The following is a 20569-nucleotide window of genomic DNA, read 5'->3' as shown; positions in this document are numbered from 1 at the left end:
GAGCCCCATTCCACAGGGCTTCTGGCGAGTTCAGGGTGGGTTGTCCACTGAGTTATCCACAGCTTCTGTGGATTGTCCCAAGCGCTTGCTCTAGGACGGGCGTGCAGGCTTTTTTCGACTTTACCCGTACGAAAAAAAGAGTAGAGTGGCGCGCCTTCCGATTTGTCCCGCAGTGCTTTATGAAGTTTCGCTCAGTACCAACCTCCGTTACCTCCATCACCTCAGGTGTCACCCCACCCAAGCGCTTTTCGATTCGAGTCGCCGAATGGTTGCTCGACAGCCCACGCCTGGGCGATAACCCCAACATCAAACATTTCGCCGGGCGTTTGCTCAAGGCGCCAGCCCGTGAAGGGGTGGTGGTTGCGCAAAGTCGTCTGGGGCAATTGATGTGCCGCGAATGCGGCAATGCCCGGGATCGGCGCATTGGCCAGGACCTGCTGCGTCAGGCCGCGCGTGCCGGCGACCGGCGTGCCCGGCAGGAACTCGGTCAGATCGAAGACTGAGCTGTCCAAGCCCCGACGGCTTGGTTAACCTTCGCGCTTTAATTCATCGGCAGGAGTCGTCATGGCTATGGACGTGACCAGTGTGTTGCTCGGTCTGGCGGGTGCTGCGCTACCGTTATTGATGCTGGCGTGGCAGCTACAGCGGCGCCTGAGCACCGCGCAGTCCGAGCTGTCGCTGCTTGAAGAGCGCTTGGGTACTGCACAACTGGCGCAGGACGGGCTTAATGCGCAACTCGATGCCTGCCGTGATGAAATCAGCGACCTGAGTCAGGCCAATGCGGCCAAGCAAGCCGATCTGGCTGCCGTGCGCCGTGAAGTCGAGCTATTACAGATCGAGCGTGACAACGCCCGTGACGCGGCCCATGCCTGGAACCTCGAGCGCAGCAGTAAAGAGGCCGAGTTGCGGCGGCTGGACGCGCAGGCCGCCTCGTTAAATGCCGAGTTGCGTGAGCAGCAAGAAAGCCATCAACAACGCCTGAGCGACCTGCAAGGCTCGCGGGATGAGCTGCGGGCGCAGTTCGCCGAGCTCGCCGGGAAAATCTTCGATGAGCGTGAGCAGCGCTTTGCCGAAACCAGCCAGCAGCGTTTGGGCCAATTGCTCGACCCACTGAAAGAGCGCATTCAATCCTTCGAAAAACGCGTCGAGGAAAGTTATCAGGCTGAAGCTCGCGAGCGCTTTTCGCTGGCCAAGGAACTGGAGCGCCTGCAACAACTGAACCTGCGTTTGAGCGACGAGGCGACCAACCTCACGCGAGCACTCAAGGGGCAGAAAACCCAAGGCAACTGGGGCGAGTTGATTCTCGAGCGAGTGCTGGAACACGCAGGCCTGGAGAAGGGCCGTGAGTACCAGACTCAAGTCAGCCTCAAAGGCCCGGATGGCGAGCGCTTCCAGCCCGACGTGCTGATTTATCTGCCGGGCGACAAGCAGGTGGTGGTCGACTCGAAGGTCAGCCTGACGGCCTATCAGCAATACGTGGCGGCTGACGACGACGCGATTGGCCAAGCGGCGCTGAAGCAGCATGTGCTGTCGTTGCGTAATCACGTCAAGGGCTTGTCCGATAAGGACTATAAGCGCCTGGACGGTCTGCACAGCCTGGATTTCGTATTACTTTTCGTGCCCATCGAGGCGGCTTTTTCCGCGGCATTGCAGGCTGAACCAAATCTGTTTCAGGAAGCGTTCGATCGCCATATCGTTATCGTCAGCCCGACCACCTTGCTGGCGACGTTGCGGGTCATCGACAGCCTGTGGAAGCAGGAGCGCCAGAGTCAGAACGCCCGGGAAATCGCCGAGCGCGCGGGCTGGCTGTACGACAAGTTCGTGCTGTTTATTCAGGATCTGGACGAGGTTGGCAATCGCTTGCAGCAATTGGATAAAGCCTACAGCGCCGCACGTAACAAACTGACGGAAGGCCGCGGCAATCTGGTCAGTCGCAGCGAGCAGCTCAAATTGCTCGGCGCACGGGCCAGCAAGAGCTTGCCGGCCGATCTGCTGGAGCGGGCGATGACCGATGTCGATGGGTTGGCCGAGTTGCCGGAATAAATTAAAAGACTGTCTTCATCACAACGGCAAATGCCGACTCAACAACGCTCGCAACGCCGCCGGCTTCACCGGTTTCGGCAGGTATTCCAGGCCTGCTGCATGCACTTGGGCGACCATCTCCGGTCGCCCGTCAGCACTGATCACCACGCCAGGTACCGGCTCGCCGAGTTGGGAGCGTAGCCAGGCCATGAGTTCGGTACCGGTTTCGCCATGGTCGAGGTGGTAATCCACCAACGCCAGTTGCGGGCGCATGCCATCGCTGAGCAGGGCGACGCACTCATCGCGATTGCGCGCGGTATACACCTGGCAACCCCAGCGCGAGAGCAGGCTGTTCATGCCGATCAGAATGCTGTCTTCGTTATCGATACACAGCACCTGCGCGCCTGTTGGCAGCCGGCCATTGAGTTTGGCAGGTGTACCGGGCGCACTGGTTTGAGCATGGGCCAGAGGCACGCTGACGCTGAACACACTGCCTTTGCCTGGCCAGGAGCGGACTTGCAGTTGATGACCCAGCACCCGGCACAGGCCGTCGGCAATCGCCAGACCCAGGCCCAGACCTTTTTCGGCGCGGGTCTGGTGGCTGTCGAGGCGCTTGAACTCCTCGAAGATAACCTGGCGTTTGTCTTCGGGAATCCCCGGGCCACGGTCCCAGACCTCCAGGCACAGCTGATCGCCCTTGTGTCGCACGCCCAGCAGCACGGGGCCTTTGGCGTAGCGGAAGGCGTTGGTCAGGAAGTTTTGCAGAATCCGCCGCAGCAATTTGATATCGCTGTCGACCCGTAGGCGGCTGCCGCGCAGGCGAAATTTCAGCCCTTGCTCCTGCGCCAGCGCCTTGAATTCGGCGCCGAGGGTGTCGAACAAATCATTCAGCGCAAATGGCTTGCGATCCGGGTTGATCTTGCCGTTTTCCAGGCGCGAGATGTCGAGCAGGTCACTGATCAAGTCCTCGGCCGAGCGTAGCGAACTGTCCAGATGCTGCACCAGTTGCCGGGTCTCGCAGGAGAGATCGTCGTTCTGGTGGGAGAGGGCGGCCGAGAACAGCCGTGCGGCGTTCAATGGCTGCATCAGGTCGTGGCTGACGGCTGCAAGGAAACGGGTTTTCGACTGGTTGGCCGCCTCGGCGGTACCTTTGGCTTCGGTCAGCGCGATGTTCAACTGCGACAGTTCATGGGTGCGCTCGGCGACGCGTCGCTCCAGTCCCTCGTTGGCCTCGGTCAGCGCTTGCTCGGCTTCGCGAAACGCGGTGATGTCGGTGAAACTCATGACAAACCCGCCGCCCGGCATTGGATTGCCGATCAGTTCGATCACCCGACCGTTGGGGAACAAGCGCTCCGAGGTATGGGCGCGCCCCTGGCGCATCCAGTGCAGGCGCCGGGCAACGTGGACTTCCGCCTCGCCGGGGCCACACAGGCCGCGTTCGGCGTTATAGCGAATGATGTCGGCAATCGGTCGGCCGACGCTGATCAGGCCATCCGGGTAGTTGAACAGTTCAAGGTATCGACGATTCCAGGCCACCAGCTTCAGCGACTGGTCGACCACGCTGATGCCTTGGGTAATGTTCTCGATCGCGCCTTGCAGCAAGGCGCGGTTGAATTGCAGCACTTCCGAGGCTTCGTCGGCGATTCGTACCACGTCCTCGAGTTGCATTTCCCGACCTTCAATAGCGGCTTTTACGACGGCGCGGGTCGATGACGCCCCGAGTACACCGGCGAGCAAGCGTTCGGTGTGGGCAATCCATTCACCGTCGGCATTCTGATTCGGGTTGAAACCTTTGCCTTGGCGGTAGGCGAAGCGGATGAAGCTCTGGCGTGCCCGTTCTTCGCCGACAAAACGTGCCGCGAGTTGCAGCAGATCGTCGATTTGCACCGCCAGCATCGAGCGCGCGCTCGGCCGTGTGCTGATCTCCTGGCCAATGAAGCGCCCGGCCTGCCAGTGTTCCGAGACCCGTGTGCGCGACAACACCGACACCCAGGCGAACAAGGTGAAGTTACCGGCCAGCGACAACACCACGCCTTGAGTCAGTGGGGAAATCGGCAGGTTCAGCGGATTGCCGTGCAACCAGCCCAGCCCTGGGAAACTGTGCAGCGACCAGCCCAGGCTGTTGGCGGCGATCGGCAGAATCAACGTGTAGAACCAGAGAAAAGTCCCGGCGGCGAGACCGGCGAATACCCCGCGGCGGTTGGCCTGTTTCCAGTACAGCGCGCCGAGCATCGCTGGCGCCAGTTGGGTCACGGCGGCAAATGCGATCTGCCCGATGGTGGCCAGGCTGGCGGTCGAACCGAGCAGGCGATAGGAAACATAGGCCAGCAGCAGAATCGCCACGATGCTCACCCGACGCACCGAGAGCATCCAGTAGCGGAACACCTCGAACGGCCGTTCGGCATTTTTCCGGCGCAGCAGCCATGGCAGCAACATGTCGTTGGAGACCATGGTCGACAGCGCCACGCTGGCAACGATTACCATGCCGGTGGCGGCCGATGCACCTCCGATAAACGCCAGCAGCGCCAGTGCCGGATGGGCCTGGGCCAGTGGCAGGCTGATCACGAAGGAGTCGGGCAGTACCGAGCTTGGCAGCATCATTTGCCCGGCCAGCGCGATCGGTACCACGAACAGTGCGGCCAATCCCAGATAAGCCGGGAATACCCATTTCGCCAGGCGCAAATCCTGCGGTTCGATGTTCTCCACCACGGTCACATGGAACTGTCGGGGCAGGCAGATGATCGCCATCATCGCCACGCCGGTCTGCACCACCATCGATGGCCAATTCACGGTTTCTTTCCAGTATTCCTCCAGGCGTGGTGCGAGCATGGCCTGATCGAACAGGTCGTTGAAGCCATCGTACAAACCATATGTGACGAAGGCGCCGACGGCGAGGAAGGCGAGCAGCTTGACCAGTGCTTCGAAGGCGATCGCCAGCACCATGCCACGGTGGTGCTCCGTGGCATCGAGGTTGCGGGTGCCGAAGACGATGGTGAACAGCGCCAGAACCAGCGACACAATCAGCGCTGTGTCCAGGGCTCGGGTGCCCATGGCATCCGGGCCTGCACCGATCAACAGGTTGACCCCCAGGACGATGCCTTTGAGCTGCAAGGCGATGTAGGGCAATACGCCCACCAGACAGATCAGCGCCACCACCACCGCCAGCGATTGCGACTTGCCATAGCGGGCGGCGATGAAGTCGGCAATCGAGGTGATGTTTTCCTGTTTGCTGATCATCACCATTTTTTGCAGGACCCACGGCGCGAACACCAGCAGCAGGATCGGCCCCAGATAAATCGGCAAAAACGACCAGAGTTGTTCGGCGGCCTGACCGACGGCACCAAAGAACGTCCAGCTGGTGCAGTAGACCGCCAGCGACAGGCTGTACACCCAGGCACGCATACGCGGCGGCAGCGGTGTGCTGCGCCGGTCACCGTAAAAGGCGATGGCGAACATGACGGCCATATAGGCCAGGGCGACGGCGGCAATCAGCCCGCTGGACAGCGACATGGTAACTCCAGGCATAAAGACACCCGGGACGCAAACCCGGTCTGACAGTTTCGCACGACCACTTCGGTTCGTCAGTGTCGACCAAGGTCGTGGCGCGGCGGGGTGTCGCAGGGTGGATACGTAGCGTGTTTACGCGGCAGCTACGGGGCCAGCGCGATATCGATCAACCGATGCAACTCTTCAACCTCAAGCGCCGCTGACGCGAACAGAATGCGGAACACTGTCGGTGCCACCACCATGTTGATCAGTCGGTCGACACCGGGCTTCGGCTCATTCGGATAGCGGTCCAGTATCGTTTGCAACTGGCTACTGAGAATGCTCACGCAATACCCCGGCGTGGCGCTCGATTGCACGTCGCGCATCATGTTGCGGCCGGGCTCCGAACTCATTTCGTCCAGATACTGCTCGGCCCAGGCGCGCAGGTCGCTACGCAGGCTGCCGGTGTTGGCCGGTTCACTGTCAGGGCGCATGCGTACCAGCGCGACGTCGGCCAAGAGTGCCGACAAGTCGCCCCAACGTCGGTAGATCGTCGACGGCGTAACGCCTGCACGGGCAGCGATTTGCGGCACGGTCACGCTTGAACGCTCCTGCTCTTGGAGGAGTTCGCGGACTGCCGAATGAATCGACTCCTGCACCCGAGCACTACGACCGCCCGGGCGTAAACCTTCTTTAATAGCCATGCGTCGAACCTTAACACAAAGAATTTGCTTTAAGCCGAAGTCGGTAGCACACTCCGCAAAAGCAAAAAATTAGCTTTTGCGGAGTGTGCTCATGTCCAGTTCAGTCTCAAACCGTTCCAGTCTGGTGTTCCTGGCGATCACCTTACTGAGTTTTCTCGCCGCTTCCAGTGCACCAACGCCGCTTTATCACCTGTACCAGGAGGTGCTGCAGTTCTCTCCGGCGACCCTGACGCTGATTTTCGGGGTGTATGCCTTGAGCTTGCTGGCGGCGCTGCTGACGGTCGGCTCGTTGTCGGACCATCTGGGACGCAAGCCGGTAATTTTCGCTGCGTTGCTGCTGGATATGCTGGCGATGTTGCTGTTTATCAATGCCGACAGTGTGGCTTGGCTGATCGCTGCGCGGGTGCTTCAGGGGTTTGCCACCGGCATGGCCACCAGCGTACTCGGTGCGGCGTTGCTCGATACTGACCGGCAGCAAGGTCCGCTGGTGAATAGCGTTGCGCCGCTTCTGGGCATGGCGTTTGGCGCATTGGGCAGTGGATTGCTGGCGGAGTACGCGCCGCAACCGTTGCAGTTGGCCTACTGGATTCTGTTCGGGTTTTTCACGCTGCAAGCGCTGTACGTCTGGCGTCTGCCGGAAAGTGTCACTCGGCTAGCCGGCGCCTGGGCGTCGCTACGCCCGACCCTACATGTGCCGCCACAGGCCCGACGGGCGCTGTGGCTGGCGCTGCCGGTGAATGTGGCGGTCTGGGCGGTGGGCGGCTTCTTCCTGTCACTGGCGCCATCGCTGGTTCGTACGGCGACCGGTTCGACCTCGAATCTGATCGGCGGCGGCTTGGTAGCTGTGTTGACGGTTAGTGGCGCGTTGATGATCTTCACGTTGCGCAATCGCCCGGCAGACAAAGTCCTGCGCGTGGGCGCGAGCTTGTTGGCGATTGGCATCGCGCTGATTCTGACCGCCGTACACAGCGCCAGCCTGCCGCTGTTTTTCTTCGCCACTCTGGTGGCCGGCAGTGGTTTTGGTGCCGGTTTTCTCGGTGCCTTGCGCAGCGTGGTACCGCTGGCCTTGCCCCATGAGCGCGCGGGGTTGATGTCGGCGTTCTACGTGCTGAGTTACCTGGCGTTCTGCCTGCCGTCGCTGTTGGCAGGCAACCTGACCCGGACCTTCGGCCTGGTCGCCACCACCGATGGCTATGGCGCGGTATTGATCGTGCTGTCGTTGGGGGCGTTGCTGGGGTTGATGCGTCAGCGGCCGGCCAGACTTTGCGAGGCCTAGCATGGTCAAGACGTCTTCGGGCTCATGCGTTAGTCTTGGCTCTGATCGTAACCGCTCTGTTCCTATTCGAAGGATTGAACCCTCATGAAGATCATCCGCAGCAAGTCCTTCACCGGTGATCGCGCCTGGGCGGCGCTGGATATCGCCAACATGAACGGCATCACCACCCGTTTGCACTGGACCGATCAGCCCTACAAATGGCACGTCAACAACGGCCAGGAAGTGTTCGTGGTGCTCGATGGTCAGGTGCAGATGCGTTATCGGGAGAACGGCGTCGAGCAGGCTGCGCTGTTGGAGGTTGGTGACATCTTCTATGCAGCGGTTGGCACTGAGCATGTTGCTCATCCACAAGGCGCGGCTCGGGTATTGGTGGTTGAAGCGGAAGGCAGCGTTTAACGTGTATATCTGTAAAACAGATAACAGTTAGAGAAATTACCCGTTATATAGATATTCGATTCAGTTCTACCATGAGCTCTACCTCACCCGAGGACAGGAGTTCACGATGCAATGCCCCAACAGCAACAAAACCGCTAACCGGCCTTTGAGCCATTTACAGCACCCTCGCGAAGCGATTCGGCAGTTCACCCCGAACTGGTTCGCCGCGACCATGGGCACTGGGGTCCTGGCCCTGGCGCTCGCCCAATTGCCGGTGTCTTTCCCTGGCCTGCATGCCTTCGCCGAAGGCCTGTGGATGTTCAATATTTTCCTGTTCCTGCTGTTCAGTGGGTTGTATGCCGCGCGCTGGGCGTTTTTCTTCGATGAAGCGCGACGGATTTTCGGCCACTCCACGGTTTCGATGTTTTTCGGCACCATTCCCATGGGCCTGGCGACCATCATCAATGGCTTCCTGCTGTTCGGTCTGCCGCGCTGGGGGGAGGGCGTTGTGCACCTGGCCGAGGTGTTGTGGTGGCTGGATGTCGCCATGTCGCTGGCCTGCGGCGTGTTGATCCCGTACATGATGTTCACCCGCCAGGAACACAGCATCGACCAGATGACCGCTGTCTGGCTGCTGCCGGTGGTGGCTGCGGAAGTCGCGGCGGCCAGCGGTGGTTTGCTTGCGCCGCATCTGGCAGACGCCCACTCGCAATTGGTGGTGCTGGTGACCAGTTACGTGCTGTGGGCGTTCTCGCTGCCGGTGGCGTTCAGCATCCTGACCATCCTGCTACTGCGTATGGCCCTGCACAAACTGCCGCACGAAAACATGGCCGCGTCGAGCTGGCTGGCGCTGGGGCCGATCGGCACCGGGGCGTTGGGCATGTTGTTGCTGGGCAGCGATGCACCGGCGATTTTCGCCGCCAACGGCTTGCCGGGAATCGGTGAAATTGCCGCCGGGCTGGGCCTGGTCGCCGGGATTACATTATGGGGCTTCGGCTTGTGGTGGATGTTGATAGCGGTACTGATCACCTTGCGTTACCTGCGTGGTGGGATTCCCTTCAACCTCGGCTGGTGGGGTTTTACCTTCCCGCTGGGCGTTTACTCGCTGGCCACGCTGAAGCTGGCAAGCACCTTGAACCTGACTTTTTTCAGCTTCTTTGGCAGTGTCTTGGTGGTTGCGTTGGCGATCATGTGGCTGATCGTTTCCAAGCGCACCGTTCAAGGCGCCTGGCGCGGTGAGTTGTTTGTTTCACCGTGCATTGCCGGATTAGCGAAATAATTCGCAAAGTTTAGGTAAGGTTGTGGCCTGGATCGCGGTACGACATTCCAATAAGAGCATCCAAGCCACACAGGGACATGGAAGATGAGCCACCCTTCGCAGTTCACCTTGCTTCGCAAGCGGCGGTTTCTGCCGTTTTTTGTTACGCAGTCCCTCGGGGCGTTCAACGACAACATCTTCAAGCAATCGTTGATCCTCGCGATTTTGTACAAGCTGACCATCGAGGGTGACCGTTCGATCTGGGTCAACCTGTGTGCGCTGCTGTTCATCCTGCCGTTCTTTCTGTTCTCGGCGCTGGCCGGGCAGTTCGGGGAAAAGTTCGCCAAGGACGCGCTGATTCGTCTGATCAAGCTCGGTGAAATCGCGATCATGGCGGTCGGCGCAGTCGGGTTCCTGTTCGATCACCTGTCGCTGATGCTGGTGGCGCTGTTCGCCATGGGCACCCACTCGGCGCTGTTCGGTCCGGTGAAGTACTCGATCCTGCCGCAGGCCTTGCATGAAGAAGAGCTGGTGGGCGGTAACGGTCTGGTGGAAATGGGCACCTTCCTGGCGATTCTGGCCGGGACCATCGGCGCCGGGATCATGATGTCGTCCAGTCATTACGCACCGATCGTCTCCACGGCGATCATCGGTGTCGCGGTGCTGGGCTATCTGGCCAGTCGCGGCATTCCGCGCGCTGCGGCGTCGACCCCTGAGCTACGGTTGAACTGGAATATCTTCAGCCAGTCCTGGGCGACTCTGCGTCTGGGGCTGGGGCAAACGCCTGCGGTGTCGCGTTCGATCGTCGGCAACTCGTGGTTCTGGTTTGTCGGGGCGATTTACCTGACGCAAATCCCGGCCTACGCCAAAGAGTGGATGCACGGTGACGAGACGGTGGTGACGCTGATCCTGACGGTGTTCTCGGTCGGTATCGCGCTGGGTTCGATGCTCTGCGAGAAACTCTCCGGACGCAAAGTCGAGATCGGTCTGGTGCCGTTTGGCTCCTTTGGGCTGACAGTGTTTGGCTTGCTGCTGTGGTGGAGCTCCGGGGGCATCCCCCAAAGCCTTCAAGGTCATGGCTGGATCGAAGTGCTTGGCTTCGGTCAGACGTGGTGGGTGCTGTTCGATATTCTCGGGCTGGGGATTTTCGGCGGTTTCTACATCGTGCCGCTGTACGCGTTGATTCAGTCGCGCACTGCCGAAAACGAGCGGGCGCGGGTGATCGCGGCCAACAACATCCTCAATGCACTGTTCATGGTGGTTTCGGCGATTGTCTCGATTGTGCTGCTGAGCATCGTCAAGCTGTCGATTCCCCAGCTGTTCCTGGTGGTATCGCTGCTGAACATCGGTGTAAACGTCTACATCTTCAGTATCGTTCCCGAATTCAGCATGCGCTTCATGATCTGGCTGCTCAGCCATTCCATGTACCGCGTGCAGCATCGCAACCTTGAGCTGATTCCCGATGAGGGCGCGGCGTTGCTGGTCTGCAACCACGTGTCGTTCGTCGATGCGTTGCTGATTGGTGGCGCAGTGCGTCGGCCGATTCGCTTTGTGATGTATTACAAGATCTATAACTTGCCAGTGCTGAACTTCATCTTCCGTACGGCGGGGACCATTCCGATTGCCGGGCGCCAGGAGGACAGTCAGATTTACGAAAAGGCCTTCAAGCGAATCGCCCAGTACCTGAAGGATGGTGAGCTGGTGTGCATCTTCCCGGAAGGCAAGCTGACCGTCGATGGTGAGATCAATGAGTTCAAGGGCGGGCTGACGCGGATACTGGAAGAGACACCGGTGCCAGTGATTCCTTTGGCCTTGCAAGGGTTGTGGGGCAGCTTTTTCAGCCGCGATCCGAACAAGGGCTTGTTCCACCGTCTCTGGTCACGGGTGACCCTGGTGGCCGGGCCGGCGGTGGCGGTTGAAGTCGCGCAGCCTGCGCAGTTGCAAGCGCTGGTCGGCGAATTGCGTGGCACCGTTAGATAGTGGGTGTTTTGGCTGGCCTTATCGCGGGCAAGCCTTGCTCCTACAGAGGTACGAGATATCTGTAGGAGCAAGGCTTGCCCGCGATGGCGATCTAGGCCTGGGCGCTGACTTTGAGCCCGACCAACCCGGCGATGATCAGCGCGACGCTGGCCAGGCGGAACAGCGCCATGGATTCACCAAACAGGATGATCCCGGCGATAACCGTGCCCACGGCGCCGACGCCAGTCCAGATGGCGTAGGCCGTGCCCAACGGCAGATCCTTCATGGCCAGGCCCAGCAGACCCAGGCTGATTACCATGGCGCCGACGGTCAGGACGGTGGGAAGAGGGCGGCTGAAGCCGTCGGTATATTTCAGGCCAACGGCCCAGCCGACTTCAAACAAACCTGCGAAAAACAGAATGATCCAAGGCATGAAGACCTCCATCGATTGACGGGGTCGTCCCCAGATTAGTAACTCGATCGAGCCGCGAGGTCGTCCTCGCGATGCGCACTATAGTGCCCACTAATAATCCGGGGATCAAGTTACCGGGTCACTCGGTTGCTTGTCGGGCGGCCAGTTCGCGGTCCTGTTTCTCGCTCATCCGACGGAAATACGTCGAGAGCAACGCCCCGGAAATGTTGTGCCAAACGCTGAACAGCGCGCTCGGTACCGCCGCCAGTGGCGAGAAGTGGGCACTGGCCAGCGCCGCGCCCAGACCGGAGTTCTGCATGCCGACTTCCAGGGCCAGGGATTTGCGTTGCGCCAGCGGCAGTTTGAACACGCGTCCGGTGAAGTAGCCCAGCAGGAAGCCAAAGCTGTTATGCAGCATCACCACGGCCATGATCAGCAGGCCGGACTCGGCAATCTTTGCCTGACTCGCCGCGACAACGGCGGCGACGATGATCACGATGCTCACCACTGAAACCAGCGGCAGCACCTCTACCGCGTGGCGCACCCGATCTTCCAGCAGGCGTTGGGCAACCACGCCGAGCACGATCGGTAGCAACACCACTTGCAGGATCGACCAGAACAGTTCCATGAACGATACCGGCAACCAGGCCGAGGCCAATAACCAGATCAGAGCGGGCGTCAGCACCGGAGCGAGCAGGGTGGTGACGGCGGCAATCGCTACCGACAGCGCCAGGTCACCGCGGGCCAGCCAGGTCATCACGTTCGACGAGGTGCCGCTTGGGCAGCAACCGACCAGAATCACCCCGACAGCGATTTCCGGTGGCAGGTGAAACGCCTGGCAGAGCAACCATGCCACGCCGGGCATGATCACGAAATGTGCGACCACGCCCAGTGCCACGCGCCACGGATGACGGGCCACTTCAGCGAAATCTTCAAGTTTGAGGGTCAGGCCCATGCCGAACATCACCAGCCCCAGCAACGGCACGATCGCACCTTTCAGGCCGATGAACCACGCCGGTTGCAGGAAGGCCACTACGGCGAAGATCAAGACCCAGTAAGCGAAAGTGTTGCCGACAAAGCGGCTCAGTGCTGCCAGTGCACGCATGACCTGTTCCTTCCTATATCGTCTGTAAAAAGATCGCAGCCTGCGGCAGCGCCTACAGATGAACGCACATTACTGTAGGAACTGCCGCAGGCTGCGATCTTTTCTTTATAGGCGCCGCCAATTCGGCCGGCGCCCATTAGCGCGATTAGATCCCTTGCGGAGTCTCTTCGCCGCCCAACGCCTCAACCAGCGCTGGGAGGAATTCGCCGAAAGTCATCATCATCAGCATGAAGCTGGCGTCGAGTTGGCCGAGGGCTTCATCACCACCGTCCTGTTCTGCCTGATCCTGCAGCAGATCTTCAAACTTCAGGCGCTTGACCACCATCTTGTCGTCGAGGACGAACGACAGTTTGTCTTGCCAGGCCAGGGACAGCTGAGTGACCACTTTACCGGTGCTCAGGTGCAACTGGATTTCTTCGCTGGTCAGGTCCTGACGCTTGCAACGGACGATGCCGCCGTCTTCGTGGGTATCGCGCAGTTCGCACTCATCCAGTACGAAGAAGCCGTCAGCGGCTTTCTGGGTGGTGACCCACTCAGTCATGGTCGCGGTCGGGGACATTTTTACAGTCAGCGGACGTACCGGCAGCGTGCCGATCACTTCGCGCAGCGTGGAAAGCAGGTCTTCGGCGCGTTTCGGGCTGGCGGAGTTGACCAGGATCAGCCCCTGTTTCGGTGCAATGGCAGCAAAGGTCGACGAGCGACGGATAAAGGCGCGCGGCAGGAACGCCTGGATGATTTCATCCTTGATCTGATCACGCTCCTTCTTATAGACCTTGCGCATTTGCTCGGCTTCGATCTCTTCGACCTTTTCCTTGACCGCGTCGCGCACGACGCTGCCTGGCAGAATGCGTTCTTCCTTGCGTGCGGCGATCAGCAGGAAGTCTCCGCTGACATGTACCAGGGGTGCATCTTCGCCTTTGCCAAACGGCGCGACGAAACCGTAGGTGGTCAACTCCTGGCTTGCACATGGACGCGCCAGTTTGGTGGCCAGTGCAGTTTCCAACGCCTCAGCATCAAAAGGCAGATCTTGGGTCAGGCGATAGATAAGCAGGTTTTTGAACCACATGGGGTGAGTCTCTCCTTTATACAAAGGGGGGCATTATTCTCCGCGCAGCGTCATAGGCCAACCCTCAGCTAAGCCTTTGGAAGGCCTGAAAAAATTATTTTAAAAAGTGCTTGCCAGAGGTTGGGCTGCTCCGTAGAATGCGCGCCACACCGAACGTGAAGGGTGATTAGCTCAGCTGGGAGAGCGTCTGCCTTACAAGCAGAATGTCGGCGGTTCGATCCCGTCATCACCCACCATTCGCATTCAGTGTTACGCGCAGCGGTAGTTCAGTCGGTTAGAATACCGGCCTGTCACGCCGGGGGTCGCGGGTTCGAGTCCCGTCCGCTGCGCCATATTCGGTAATCTGGAACGCTGAACGCCAGGTCACCACGGAAAGCCCGCTAACGCGGGCTTTTTGCTGTAAGAGTTCCATGCGATGTGTACTGTTTCATTGAAATTCAGCTTTTTTAATATTTTTCTTAATTAAATCAGCACGTTATGAATTTTTGTGGCACAATGCGCCCCGCAACGAAGGTAAAGGGTGATTAGCTCAGCTGGGAGAGCGTCTGCCTTACAAGCAGAATGTCGGCGGTTCGATCCCGTCATCACCCACCACTTACTTTCAACGCTACGCGCAGCGGTAGTTCAGTCGGTTAGAATACCGGCCTGTCACGCCGGGGGTCGCGGGTTCGAGTCCCGTCCGCTGCGCCATATTCGGTAACCTGGAACACTGAACGCCAGGTCACCACAGAAAGCCCGCTTAATGCGGGCTTTTTGCTGTCTGGGGTTTTATCAAGTCATGGTCCCCGATAAAAAAGCGACCCTTGGTCGCTTTTTTCGTTTATGGGTTACTACTGCTCGGCATTGCGCGCGTGCCGGTAATCACTGACCGCTTCGTACACCGCTTTACGTAGCCGATTGATACCGCCGATAGGGCGGTGAGCTTCCAGGCCAAACCAGGGGTTGAAGGACTGGTTATCGCATTGCAGGTTCAGTGCTGGCGTGTCGAAGTCCTGAGCGGGGATCCGGATCCGCGCCACGGTTTCGAACGGCGCATCGCTTTCACGCCATTCGATGCTGGTGTCCTCGATCGGCATATACCTGGTTGGGTCCTGGCGCTGGATCTGCAAGACAAAACACGCGGCTACCCGGTCCGTCGACAGCTGTTGATTCAGCGCACTGCGCAAAAAGTTTGGCAGCGCTTGATTTTGCGCAGGGAGGGTATAGTCGGGGCAGCTGCCAGGGTCTGGCGCAACGCGGAACTTGGCATTGGCCGTACCGAATTTATACGGCGAGACGGAAAAATAAGTGCTCTGGGTCGGACTGGCCGGAGCTGGCGCCAGGGTCGCCAAGGCAATGAACAGGTGACGAACCTGCCAGCTGCGCGGATCCCAACTCGGAAAGAACGCCATGACTTGCTTGCCATCAGCTTGGGCTGCGACGTTTTGACGGTACTCGGCGACATTGCTGACGAAGAAGTTCGGATGGTTGAACATCACGAAGTCCTGCTCACTACGGTTCTGCTGATCCTTGAGTAGCTGTGTTCCGGGTACATCAAGCAATTTGATCGCCATGCCGCGGGCATCGCGAACGCTATCGAATTGCGGATAGGCGTTACCGTTGGACAGTCGCAAGATGGCTTGCCAGGTCTTGCCGGCCTCGCTAAAGACACCTTGACGCAGTTCAGGCGTGAGGTCGGTCAGCACTTGAACCTCGGCCTTTACGCAGCCATGCGCCTTGGCGTGGGCATCGCGCAGGAAACGAGTGTTTTCGCGGTGCTGGTCGACGATGCGCACGGCAGTCTGGATGATGTCCCGCGTCATTGCCGCTTCACCCGCCGGAATCTGTTCTTTGGCAGAGACCGGGCCGCTGTGATGCCAGGCGAACCAGGCTGTCGCCACCGCCCAGCCCAGCAAACCTAGCCCCAAAAGGAGCAGCAGGGTCTTGCCGAGCAATACGCCGATGCGCAGCCAAAGTGTGATCAACATGCACGAATCCTTTTTGCTGCGGTGATGGTCATGGTAGTTGCGACTCCAAAGGCCCGCCGAGCACCTTCAGGTATTCCACCAGCGCCCAGCGCTCTTGGGGTTGCAGCAGTCGGCCGATGACCCCGTTGCCTCGTTCGCCGGGACGAAATTCGTGACCGCTGTTGTGGTTGCCGGTGATTCGCGTGTCGAACTCAAAACCGTTGCTGAAGGCTTCAGTGCGATAACCCAGGTGCTGTGGGTCGTATTCGAACGTGCCTCTATAGAAGGTGGCTGCACGCTCATCCTGCGGCGAGAGCAGTTGGTAGATGTTCGGTACTGAACCGTTATGCAGAAACGGCGGCGTCGCCCAGACGCCCGCCAGCGGTCGTGCCTTGTAGGCACGTAGTTCACGAACGCCAATCGGCAGGCCGTATCCATCCATGTCGGGGCGCTCTTGAGGTGTGACGTTGGCGTCACGGTAAGCGCGGTTCTCGACGAAGGCAGTCACGTAGGCCAGACCTTTGGCAACCGAGAGTTTGCTCAGGTCCAGTGGCCCGGTAGGTGTCGGGTGCAGTTTGACGTCCAGTTTCGCCAGTTCGGCCACGTCCCATTTGAGCGGGCTCAGGTCAAAACGGTGGTCGGCGATGTTGTTGGCGGCCCCCGGGTCGGTACCAATGACGTCCACCGGCAACATTTTCAATTTCTGCTCAGGCCGACCATTGGTCACTGTCACGTTCGGTACATGGCAACCGGCGCAGTTTTCTGTGAACAGCGTGCGGCCCTTGGCGGCCAGTGGTTTGTCGATGCTACCGAGCAATGCTTCGGGCCAGGCCGGAGGTTTGAGTCGCTTCAGGGTTTCTTCGATCAGTTGCAGGTCGCGTACTCGCACGCTGGAAGGGTAGCGATCATCGCCCTTGAGCGGCTGGCCGGCGGCATCGAAGAAGTTCAGCGTCGCGCCGACGCCCAGGGCTTCGCCGATGTTGCGCGCCATGGGTTGCTGGGCTGAGCCGTTCCATTGCACCCAGTCGAAGCTCCAGATATCCCACAACTGCGGATAGTCCACCGGGGCATTGGCCACTCGGTAGTTATTCGGCGAAATAGCGTCGCCGAAACTGGCGTTGGCAATACGGCCGAAAGCGTCGGTACGGCCGGGGCCTTCTTCGGTGGGATAAAGGCCGCGGTGGGTGTCATTCCAGGCTGCGCGCAAGAAGATATCCAGCGACGTTTTGAAGTCCTGGCGCAGTTGTGAGTGTTGGGCGTCATAGTCCTGACCCAGCACGTTGCGTGCGAAGCGTTCGAATTTCCAGGGGTTGTAGTAGGTCGAGGCGAGGCTTGCGACCAATGCCTGACCGAAACTGCCGCCGCGCAGAGTGGGGACACTGGAAGGCAATACGTGCTGTGCCGAGCCGCCGTCGATGCGTACCGCCTGGCCTTTAAAGCGCAGCTCGCCGGTGTGGCAGGCAGCGCAGGTAACATCCAGAAACTCTTCTTTACTGTCTGAATTCTGATGGCGGGCGAAACCGACGGGCAGGTTGCCGGGGTTGTTGGGTGTGGCTTTTTGGGCCGGATCTACCAAAAAACCAAAACGCGCCAGGTATTCGGGCGTGGCAAAGCGTTGCTCCGAGAATGGCAGTTCAAGTGCTGTGAACCAGTTGTAGCGCAGGCCTTTGACCTGTGTGCCCTGTGGAGTGAAGTAGTAGGTCTGGCGGTCGGCGGCGTCCCATTGCTCGAGGTAGTTCACCTGCTCGACTGGCGTATAGGCCGGTAGCTTAGGGTTGGCGACGTAATACAGGACCACCGCCAGAGCGACTGCCAGCAGGGCGATTATCAGCAACAGCACGCGGATCAAGAGGCGCAAGTTAAACATCCTTGTTGATTTATAGTCTTGTTATGCCTTAGCTCCAGGTGCGAGGCAAGTGGCCATTACGCCAGGCGCTGTAGGAACCGGCGTTTATTGCGCTGAGAAGAAGCTGACAGAAGCTTCATGACCAGCGCTCGCAAAATGCATTAAAAGACCTGAACTTATCGGAGCTTTCCTGCTCTCATGCCGGTAGCCATTGGTCGTGGCGGCCTGATAAGCTCGCGGCTTTATTCGATTGCCCTTTAGGCGCATGAACAAGGAAATAGCATGAAACAGCATCGGTTGGCGGCGGCGGTGGCCCTGGTTAGCCTGGTACTTGCGGGTTGTGACTCGCAGACCAGCGTCGAGCTGAAAACCCCGGCGCAAAAAGCTTCCTACGGTATTGGCCTGAACATGGGCAAGAGCCTGGCTCAGGAAGGCATGGATGACCTGGACTCCAAAGCGGTAGCCCAAGGCATCGAAGATGCCGTTGGCAAGAAAGAACAGAAACTGAAGGATGACGAACTGGTCGAAGCTTTCGCTGCGCTGCAAAAGCGCGCTGAAGAGCGTCTGGCCAAGATGAGCGAAGAGTCGGCAGCTGCCGGCAAGAAATTCCTCGAAGACAACGCGAAGAAGCCGGGTGTCGTTACCACGGCTTCGGGTCTGCAGTACGAAGTGGTCAAGAAAGCCGATGGCCCACAGCCTAAGCCGACTGACGTGGTGACTGTCCACTACACTGGCAAGCTGACCAACGGCACCGTATTCGACAGCTCCGTCGAGCGCGGCAGCCCGATTGATCTGCCGGTTAGCGGCGTGATCCCGGGTTGGGTTGAAGGTCTGCAACTGATGCACGTCGGCGAGAAGTACAAACTGTACATCCCTAGCGATCTGGCCTACGGTGCACAAAGCCCTAGCCCGGCAATCCCGGCCAACTCGGTGCTGGTATTCGACCTGGAACTGCTGGCGATCAAAGATCCGGCAAAACAAGACGCTGCCAAGTAATCAGCGTCTGATATAAAAACAACGCCCCGTTCATGCGGGGCGTTGTTGCATCTGGCGTTCGGTGGTCGACAATTCAAGCGAACGGACGCGGTGGAGTGGAGTCACAGCATTGAGGGTGCCGCAGCTAAACGCTGTAGGTTGCCAAGTCAATGAAATATTGGGTTTTTTTATGTGAGTAAAAAACGCCCGATCTGAGCTTAGCCCTTGTAGGACGTGGCCTTCAGGCGTGAAAAGCGGCTCTGTTCACAAGGTTATCCACAATTTGTGTGGATAACATTTCAGCGGGAGAGATGATGAAAGCACCTTGGAACTTCGCTCGATTTTTACCCTTGGCGGGAAGGTTGCTCAGTCGTGGGCGATTACCGGCCCTATTGTTTGCCGTAGCCAGAAAAGGGGCGAGCCAGGGTAACCGTTTGGGCAAGCTTAAAGATGACCTGAGATTGCTGCAGGCATTGTGCCTGGCGTACTGGCGCGGTGAGTATCGGGACATCAGTCGCAAATCGATGCTGATAGTGGTGGCGGGGCTGATGTACTTCCTCAGCCCGCTCGACGCGATCCCGGATTTTATCCCGGTATTTGGCATGCTCGATGACATCGCCGTGCTGGCCTGGGTCTTGAAAACCCTCGATGACGAACTGAACGCTTTCCGTGCCTGGCGCGACCGTCAGAGTCCAGAAAAGCTTGCAGTCGTGGAGCGCTTGCCTGATACGCCGGAGCAATTACAACTGCAAGGCCCGAAAAAAACCTGAGTTGAATCAGGTTCATCCACAGATTGATCGCCCCTCGCGACCTTATCGGCTGTTAGGATTACACTTCTAAGGAAAAGTGCTGACTCGCTAAGTGTTGTTGTCCTACGGGGTAGTCATGGATATTCAGATAATTGCACGTGATGGCGAACCCGAATATGCGGTTCTAACGTGGGCTCAGTATCAAGCGTTATTGAAAGCAGCAGGCGTCACTGAACAACCACCGCGTGAAGCGACAGTCCGTCACGCGGCCACAGCAGACCAGGTTCTTCCAGGTCTGGATCAACTACGCAGTTTGCGCGAAGGGAAGGGCATCGCCATTGAGGCGCTGGCCCGCACGGTAGGCATCAGCCCGTCTTACCTGGCCTTGATTGAAAGTGGCGAGCGTCAACCTGACGCAGCGATTCGCCGCAGCCTGGCCTGGGAATTGACGGTGCCGGGATGGAGGGATGAATCGTGAGCGTACGCATCAGTCGTCAGCATTGGGACGGTTTAATCGGCGAGCTGGATCAGGCCCGTCGCCAGCGTCATCTTTTGACTTATCGCGCTTTGCTTGAGCGTTTGCAGTTGCCAAGCCCGGCCATGCAAACCCTGACTGCCGCGCTTGAGCACCTGGCAGCTCTGGATGCACGGGCCGAGCAGCCGCTGCGCAGCTCACTGGTCATCAGCCAGGGCGCTAGCCGTCTGCCGCGCACCGGGTTCTTCGAATGCGTCGAGCGACTGGGGCGTTTCTCCGGGCCTTCCGATGGCGTGGCTGCCGCGTCCTGGCATGCGTCGGAAGTGGTACGGGTGTTTGAGTACGAATACCCCGAATCTGCGGAGGCCTGAATGCTCTGGCGACTCAAGGCCCGTGCCAGTTACTGGCTGGCACGCAGGCTGTTTCATTGGTCATGGTTTGTCCGCCAGCCACGCGGCTGGAGCTGGCTTGAAGGCCAGTTCGCGCGCATGGCGAACCTTGGTGATGTTGGTGCGCAAAGCTTCTATGGCCACATCCTGACGTTCCGTGGCCAAGGTCTCGGCGCCCGTGAAGAAGGCGTACGTTTGTTGCGCCTTGCCGCATTGGCGGGGGACGCTAAAGCAGCCTATCAGGTTGGCGTGATCAGCCTTGCCGGAACACCGAGCAAGGCCCCTGACGCTGCCGAGGCGGCGCGTTGGTGGCAGATGGCGGCCAAAGCCGGACATCCGCTGGCCGAGATCAAGCTCAAGGAACTGGCGTCACGTGATGCTTGACGGCCACTCTCGCACCGGCTGATCCGGTTTGCCTGCGATCGCGGGTGAGCCACTTTCCTACAGGTGTTTGTAAAGTATTCGCCGATCAAGCAGTGCCCGTTCTGCTTGATTGAGCCATCCCCTTCGCTTTAACGAAATACCC

At 59.2% G+C, this 20569-nt stretch carries 18 protein-coding genes and 4 tRNA genes; 15 read left to right on the top strand and 7 right to left on the bottom strand.

All coding sequences use genetic code 11. The features are described from left to right. The first annotated feature begins 179 nt into the window (after positions 1 to 179). Together AO353_RS02565 and rmuC are read left to right on the top strand one after the other, a co-directional pair. A complete protein-coding gene (locus AO353_RS02565; protein ID WP_054593543.1) occupies positions 180 to 503 on the top strand; it encodes a hypothetical protein in 324 nt (107 codons plus the stop codon). 175 nt (positions 504 to 678) lie between these two features. Then, entirely contained in the window at positions 679 to 2043 is a 1365-nt protein-coding gene (gene rmuC, locus AO353_RS02560) for a DNA recombination protein RmuC (protein ID WP_162491276.1), read from the top strand. Positions 2044 to 2061: 18 nt separating this feature from the next. Here rmuC and AO353_RS02555 read toward each other — a convergent pair whose 3' ends face one another. Together AO353_RS02555 and AO353_RS02550 are read right to left on the bottom strand one after the other, a co-directional pair. Then, a complete protein-coding gene (locus AO353_RS02555) occupies positions 2062 to 5532 on the bottom strand; it encodes a hybrid sensor histidine kinase/response regulator (RefSeq protein ID WP_054593541.1) in 3471 nt (1156 codons plus the stop codon). Between the two features lie 140 nt (positions 5533 to 5672). Then, complete coding sequence (locus AO353_RS02550) at positions 5673 to 6212, bottom strand: TetR/AcrR family transcriptional regulator (protein WP_054593540.1); 540 nt, start codon at positions 6210 to 6212, stop codon at positions 5673 to 5675. A gap of 91 nt (positions 6213 to 6303) precedes the next feature. Here AO353_RS02550 and AO353_RS02545 point away from each other — a divergent pair, with 91 nt between their 5' ends. From AO353_RS02545 to AO353_RS02530, 4 genes are all read left to right on the top strand, one after another. Further along, complete coding sequence (locus AO353_RS02545) at positions 6304 to 7488, top strand: MFS transporter (protein WP_054593539.1); 1185 nt, start codon at positions 6304 to 6306, stop codon at positions 7486 to 7488. Positions 7489 to 7572: 84 nt separating this feature from the next. Beyond that, the gene (locus AO353_RS02540) at positions 7573 to 7884 is read left to right on the top strand and encodes a cupin (protein ID WP_054593538.1); all 312 of its coding nucleotides are present in this window, start codon (positions 7573 to 7575) and stop codon (positions 7882 to 7884) included. A 106-nt stretch (positions 7885 to 7990) separates the two neighbouring features. Further along, on the top strand, positions 7991 to 9142 hold the full coding sequence (locus AO353_RS02535) for a TDT family transporter (protein WP_054593537.1): 1152 nt from the start codon (positions 7991 to 7993) through the stop codon (positions 9140 to 9142). Between the two features lie 84 nt (positions 9143 to 9226). Further along, a complete protein-coding gene (locus AO353_RS02530; RefSeq protein ID WP_054593536.1) occupies positions 9227 to 11101 on the top strand; it encodes an MFS transporter in 1875 nt (624 codons plus the stop codon). Between the two features lie 91 nt (positions 11102 to 11192). On the opposite strand, the gene sugE is transcribed toward AO353_RS02530, so the two are convergent. From sugE to rdgC, 3 genes are all read right to left on the bottom strand, one after another. Beyond that, positions 11193 to 11513, bottom strand: a complete 321-nt coding sequence (gene sugE / locus AO353_RS02525; protein ID WP_054593535.1) for a quaternary ammonium compound efflux SMR transporter SugE — start codon at positions 11511 to 11513, stop codon at positions 11193 to 11195. A 118-nt stretch (positions 11514 to 11631) separates the two neighbouring features. Then, the gene (locus AO353_RS02520) at positions 11632 to 12597 is read right to left on the bottom strand and encodes a bile acid:sodium symporter family protein (protein WP_054593534.1); all 966 of its coding nucleotides are present in this window, start codon (positions 12595 to 12597) and stop codon (positions 11632 to 11634) included. 145 nt (positions 12598 to 12742) lie between these two features. Further along, the gene (gene rdgC / locus AO353_RS02515) at positions 12743 to 13663 is read right to left on the bottom strand and encodes a recombination-associated protein RdgC (protein WP_054593533.1); all 921 of its coding nucleotides are present in this window, start codon (positions 13661 to 13663) and stop codon (positions 12743 to 12745) included. Positions 13664 to 13823: 160 nt separating this feature from the next. Here rdgC and AO353_RS02510 point away from each other — a divergent pair. From AO353_RS02510 to AO353_RS02495, 4 genes are all read left to right on the top strand, one after another. After that, positions 13824 to 13899 (top strand) — tRNA-Val (locus AO353_RS02510). Between the two features lie 19 nt (positions 13900 to 13918). Then, positions 13919 to 13995: transfer RNA gene (locus AO353_RS02505), tRNA-Asp, on the top strand. Between the two features lie 186 nt (positions 13996 to 14181). Beyond that, positions 14182 to 14257 (top strand) — tRNA-Val (locus AO353_RS02500). Positions 14258 to 14276: 19 nt separating this feature from the next. Beyond that, positions 14277 to 14353: transfer RNA gene (locus AO353_RS02495), tRNA-Asp, on the top strand. Between the two features lie 140 nt (positions 14354 to 14493). On the opposite strand, the gene AO353_RS02490 is transcribed toward AO353_RS02495, so the two are convergent. Next, a complete protein-coding gene (locus tag AO353_RS02490) occupies positions 14494 to 15630 on the bottom strand; it encodes a catalase family protein (protein ID WP_054593532.1) in 1137 nt (378 codons plus the stop codon). Positions 15631 to 15658: 28 nt separating this feature from the next. Further along, positions 15659 to 17467 (bottom strand): c-type cytochrome, encoded by a 1809-nt coding sequence (locus AO353_RS02485; RefSeq protein ID WP_081013849.1) that lies wholly within the window; start codon positions 17465 to 17467, stop codon positions 15659 to 15661. Positions 17468 to 17737: 270 nt separating this feature from the next. Between AO353_RS02485 and AO353_RS02480 the strand changes: the two genes are divergently transcribed. From AO353_RS02480 to AO353_RS02460, 5 genes are all read left to right on the top strand, one after another. Beyond that, positions 17738 to 18451 carry an FKBP-type peptidyl-prolyl cis-trans isomerase gene (locus tag AO353_RS02480; RefSeq protein ID WP_019693069.1) on the top strand — a complete coding sequence of 238 codons (714 nt, stop codon included), beginning with the start codon at positions 17738 to 17740 and terminating at the stop codon, positions 18449 to 18451. A gap of 293 nt (positions 18452 to 18744) precedes the next feature. Further along, the gene (locus tag AO353_RS02475; RefSeq protein ID WP_054593530.1) at positions 18745 to 19200 is read left to right on the top strand and encodes a YkvA family protein; all 456 of its coding nucleotides are present in this window, start codon (positions 18745 to 18747) and stop codon (positions 19198 to 19200) included. Between the two features lie 115 nt (positions 19201 to 19315). Then, on the top strand, positions 19316 to 19657 hold the full coding sequence (locus AO353_RS02470; RefSeq protein WP_054598159.1) for a helix-turn-helix domain-containing protein: 342 nt from the start codon (positions 19316 to 19318) through the stop codon (positions 19655 to 19657). Further along, positions 19654 to 20025, top strand: coding sequence for a hypothetical protein (locus AO353_RS02465; protein ID WP_019693066.1), 372 nt, complete (start codon positions 19654 to 19656; stop codon positions 20023 to 20025). The genes AO353_RS02470 and AO353_RS02465 overlap by 4 nt, the downstream gene beginning before the upstream one ends. Beyond that, a complete protein-coding gene (locus AO353_RS02460; protein WP_054593529.1) occupies positions 20026 to 20427 on the top strand; it encodes a hypothetical protein in 402 nt (133 codons plus the stop codon). It abuts the gene before it with no gap. Positions 20428 to 20569: the final 142 nt, after the last annotated feature.

The organism is Pseudomonas fluorescens (assembly GCF_001307155.1).
Classification (GTDB): Bacteria; Pseudomonadota; Gammaproteobacteria; order Pseudomonadales; family Pseudomonadaceae; genus Aquipseudomonas; species Aquipseudomonas helvetica.
The sequence above is the reverse complement of the archived record's forward strand: the minus strand, read 5'-3'. Positions and strand labels throughout refer to the sequence as shown.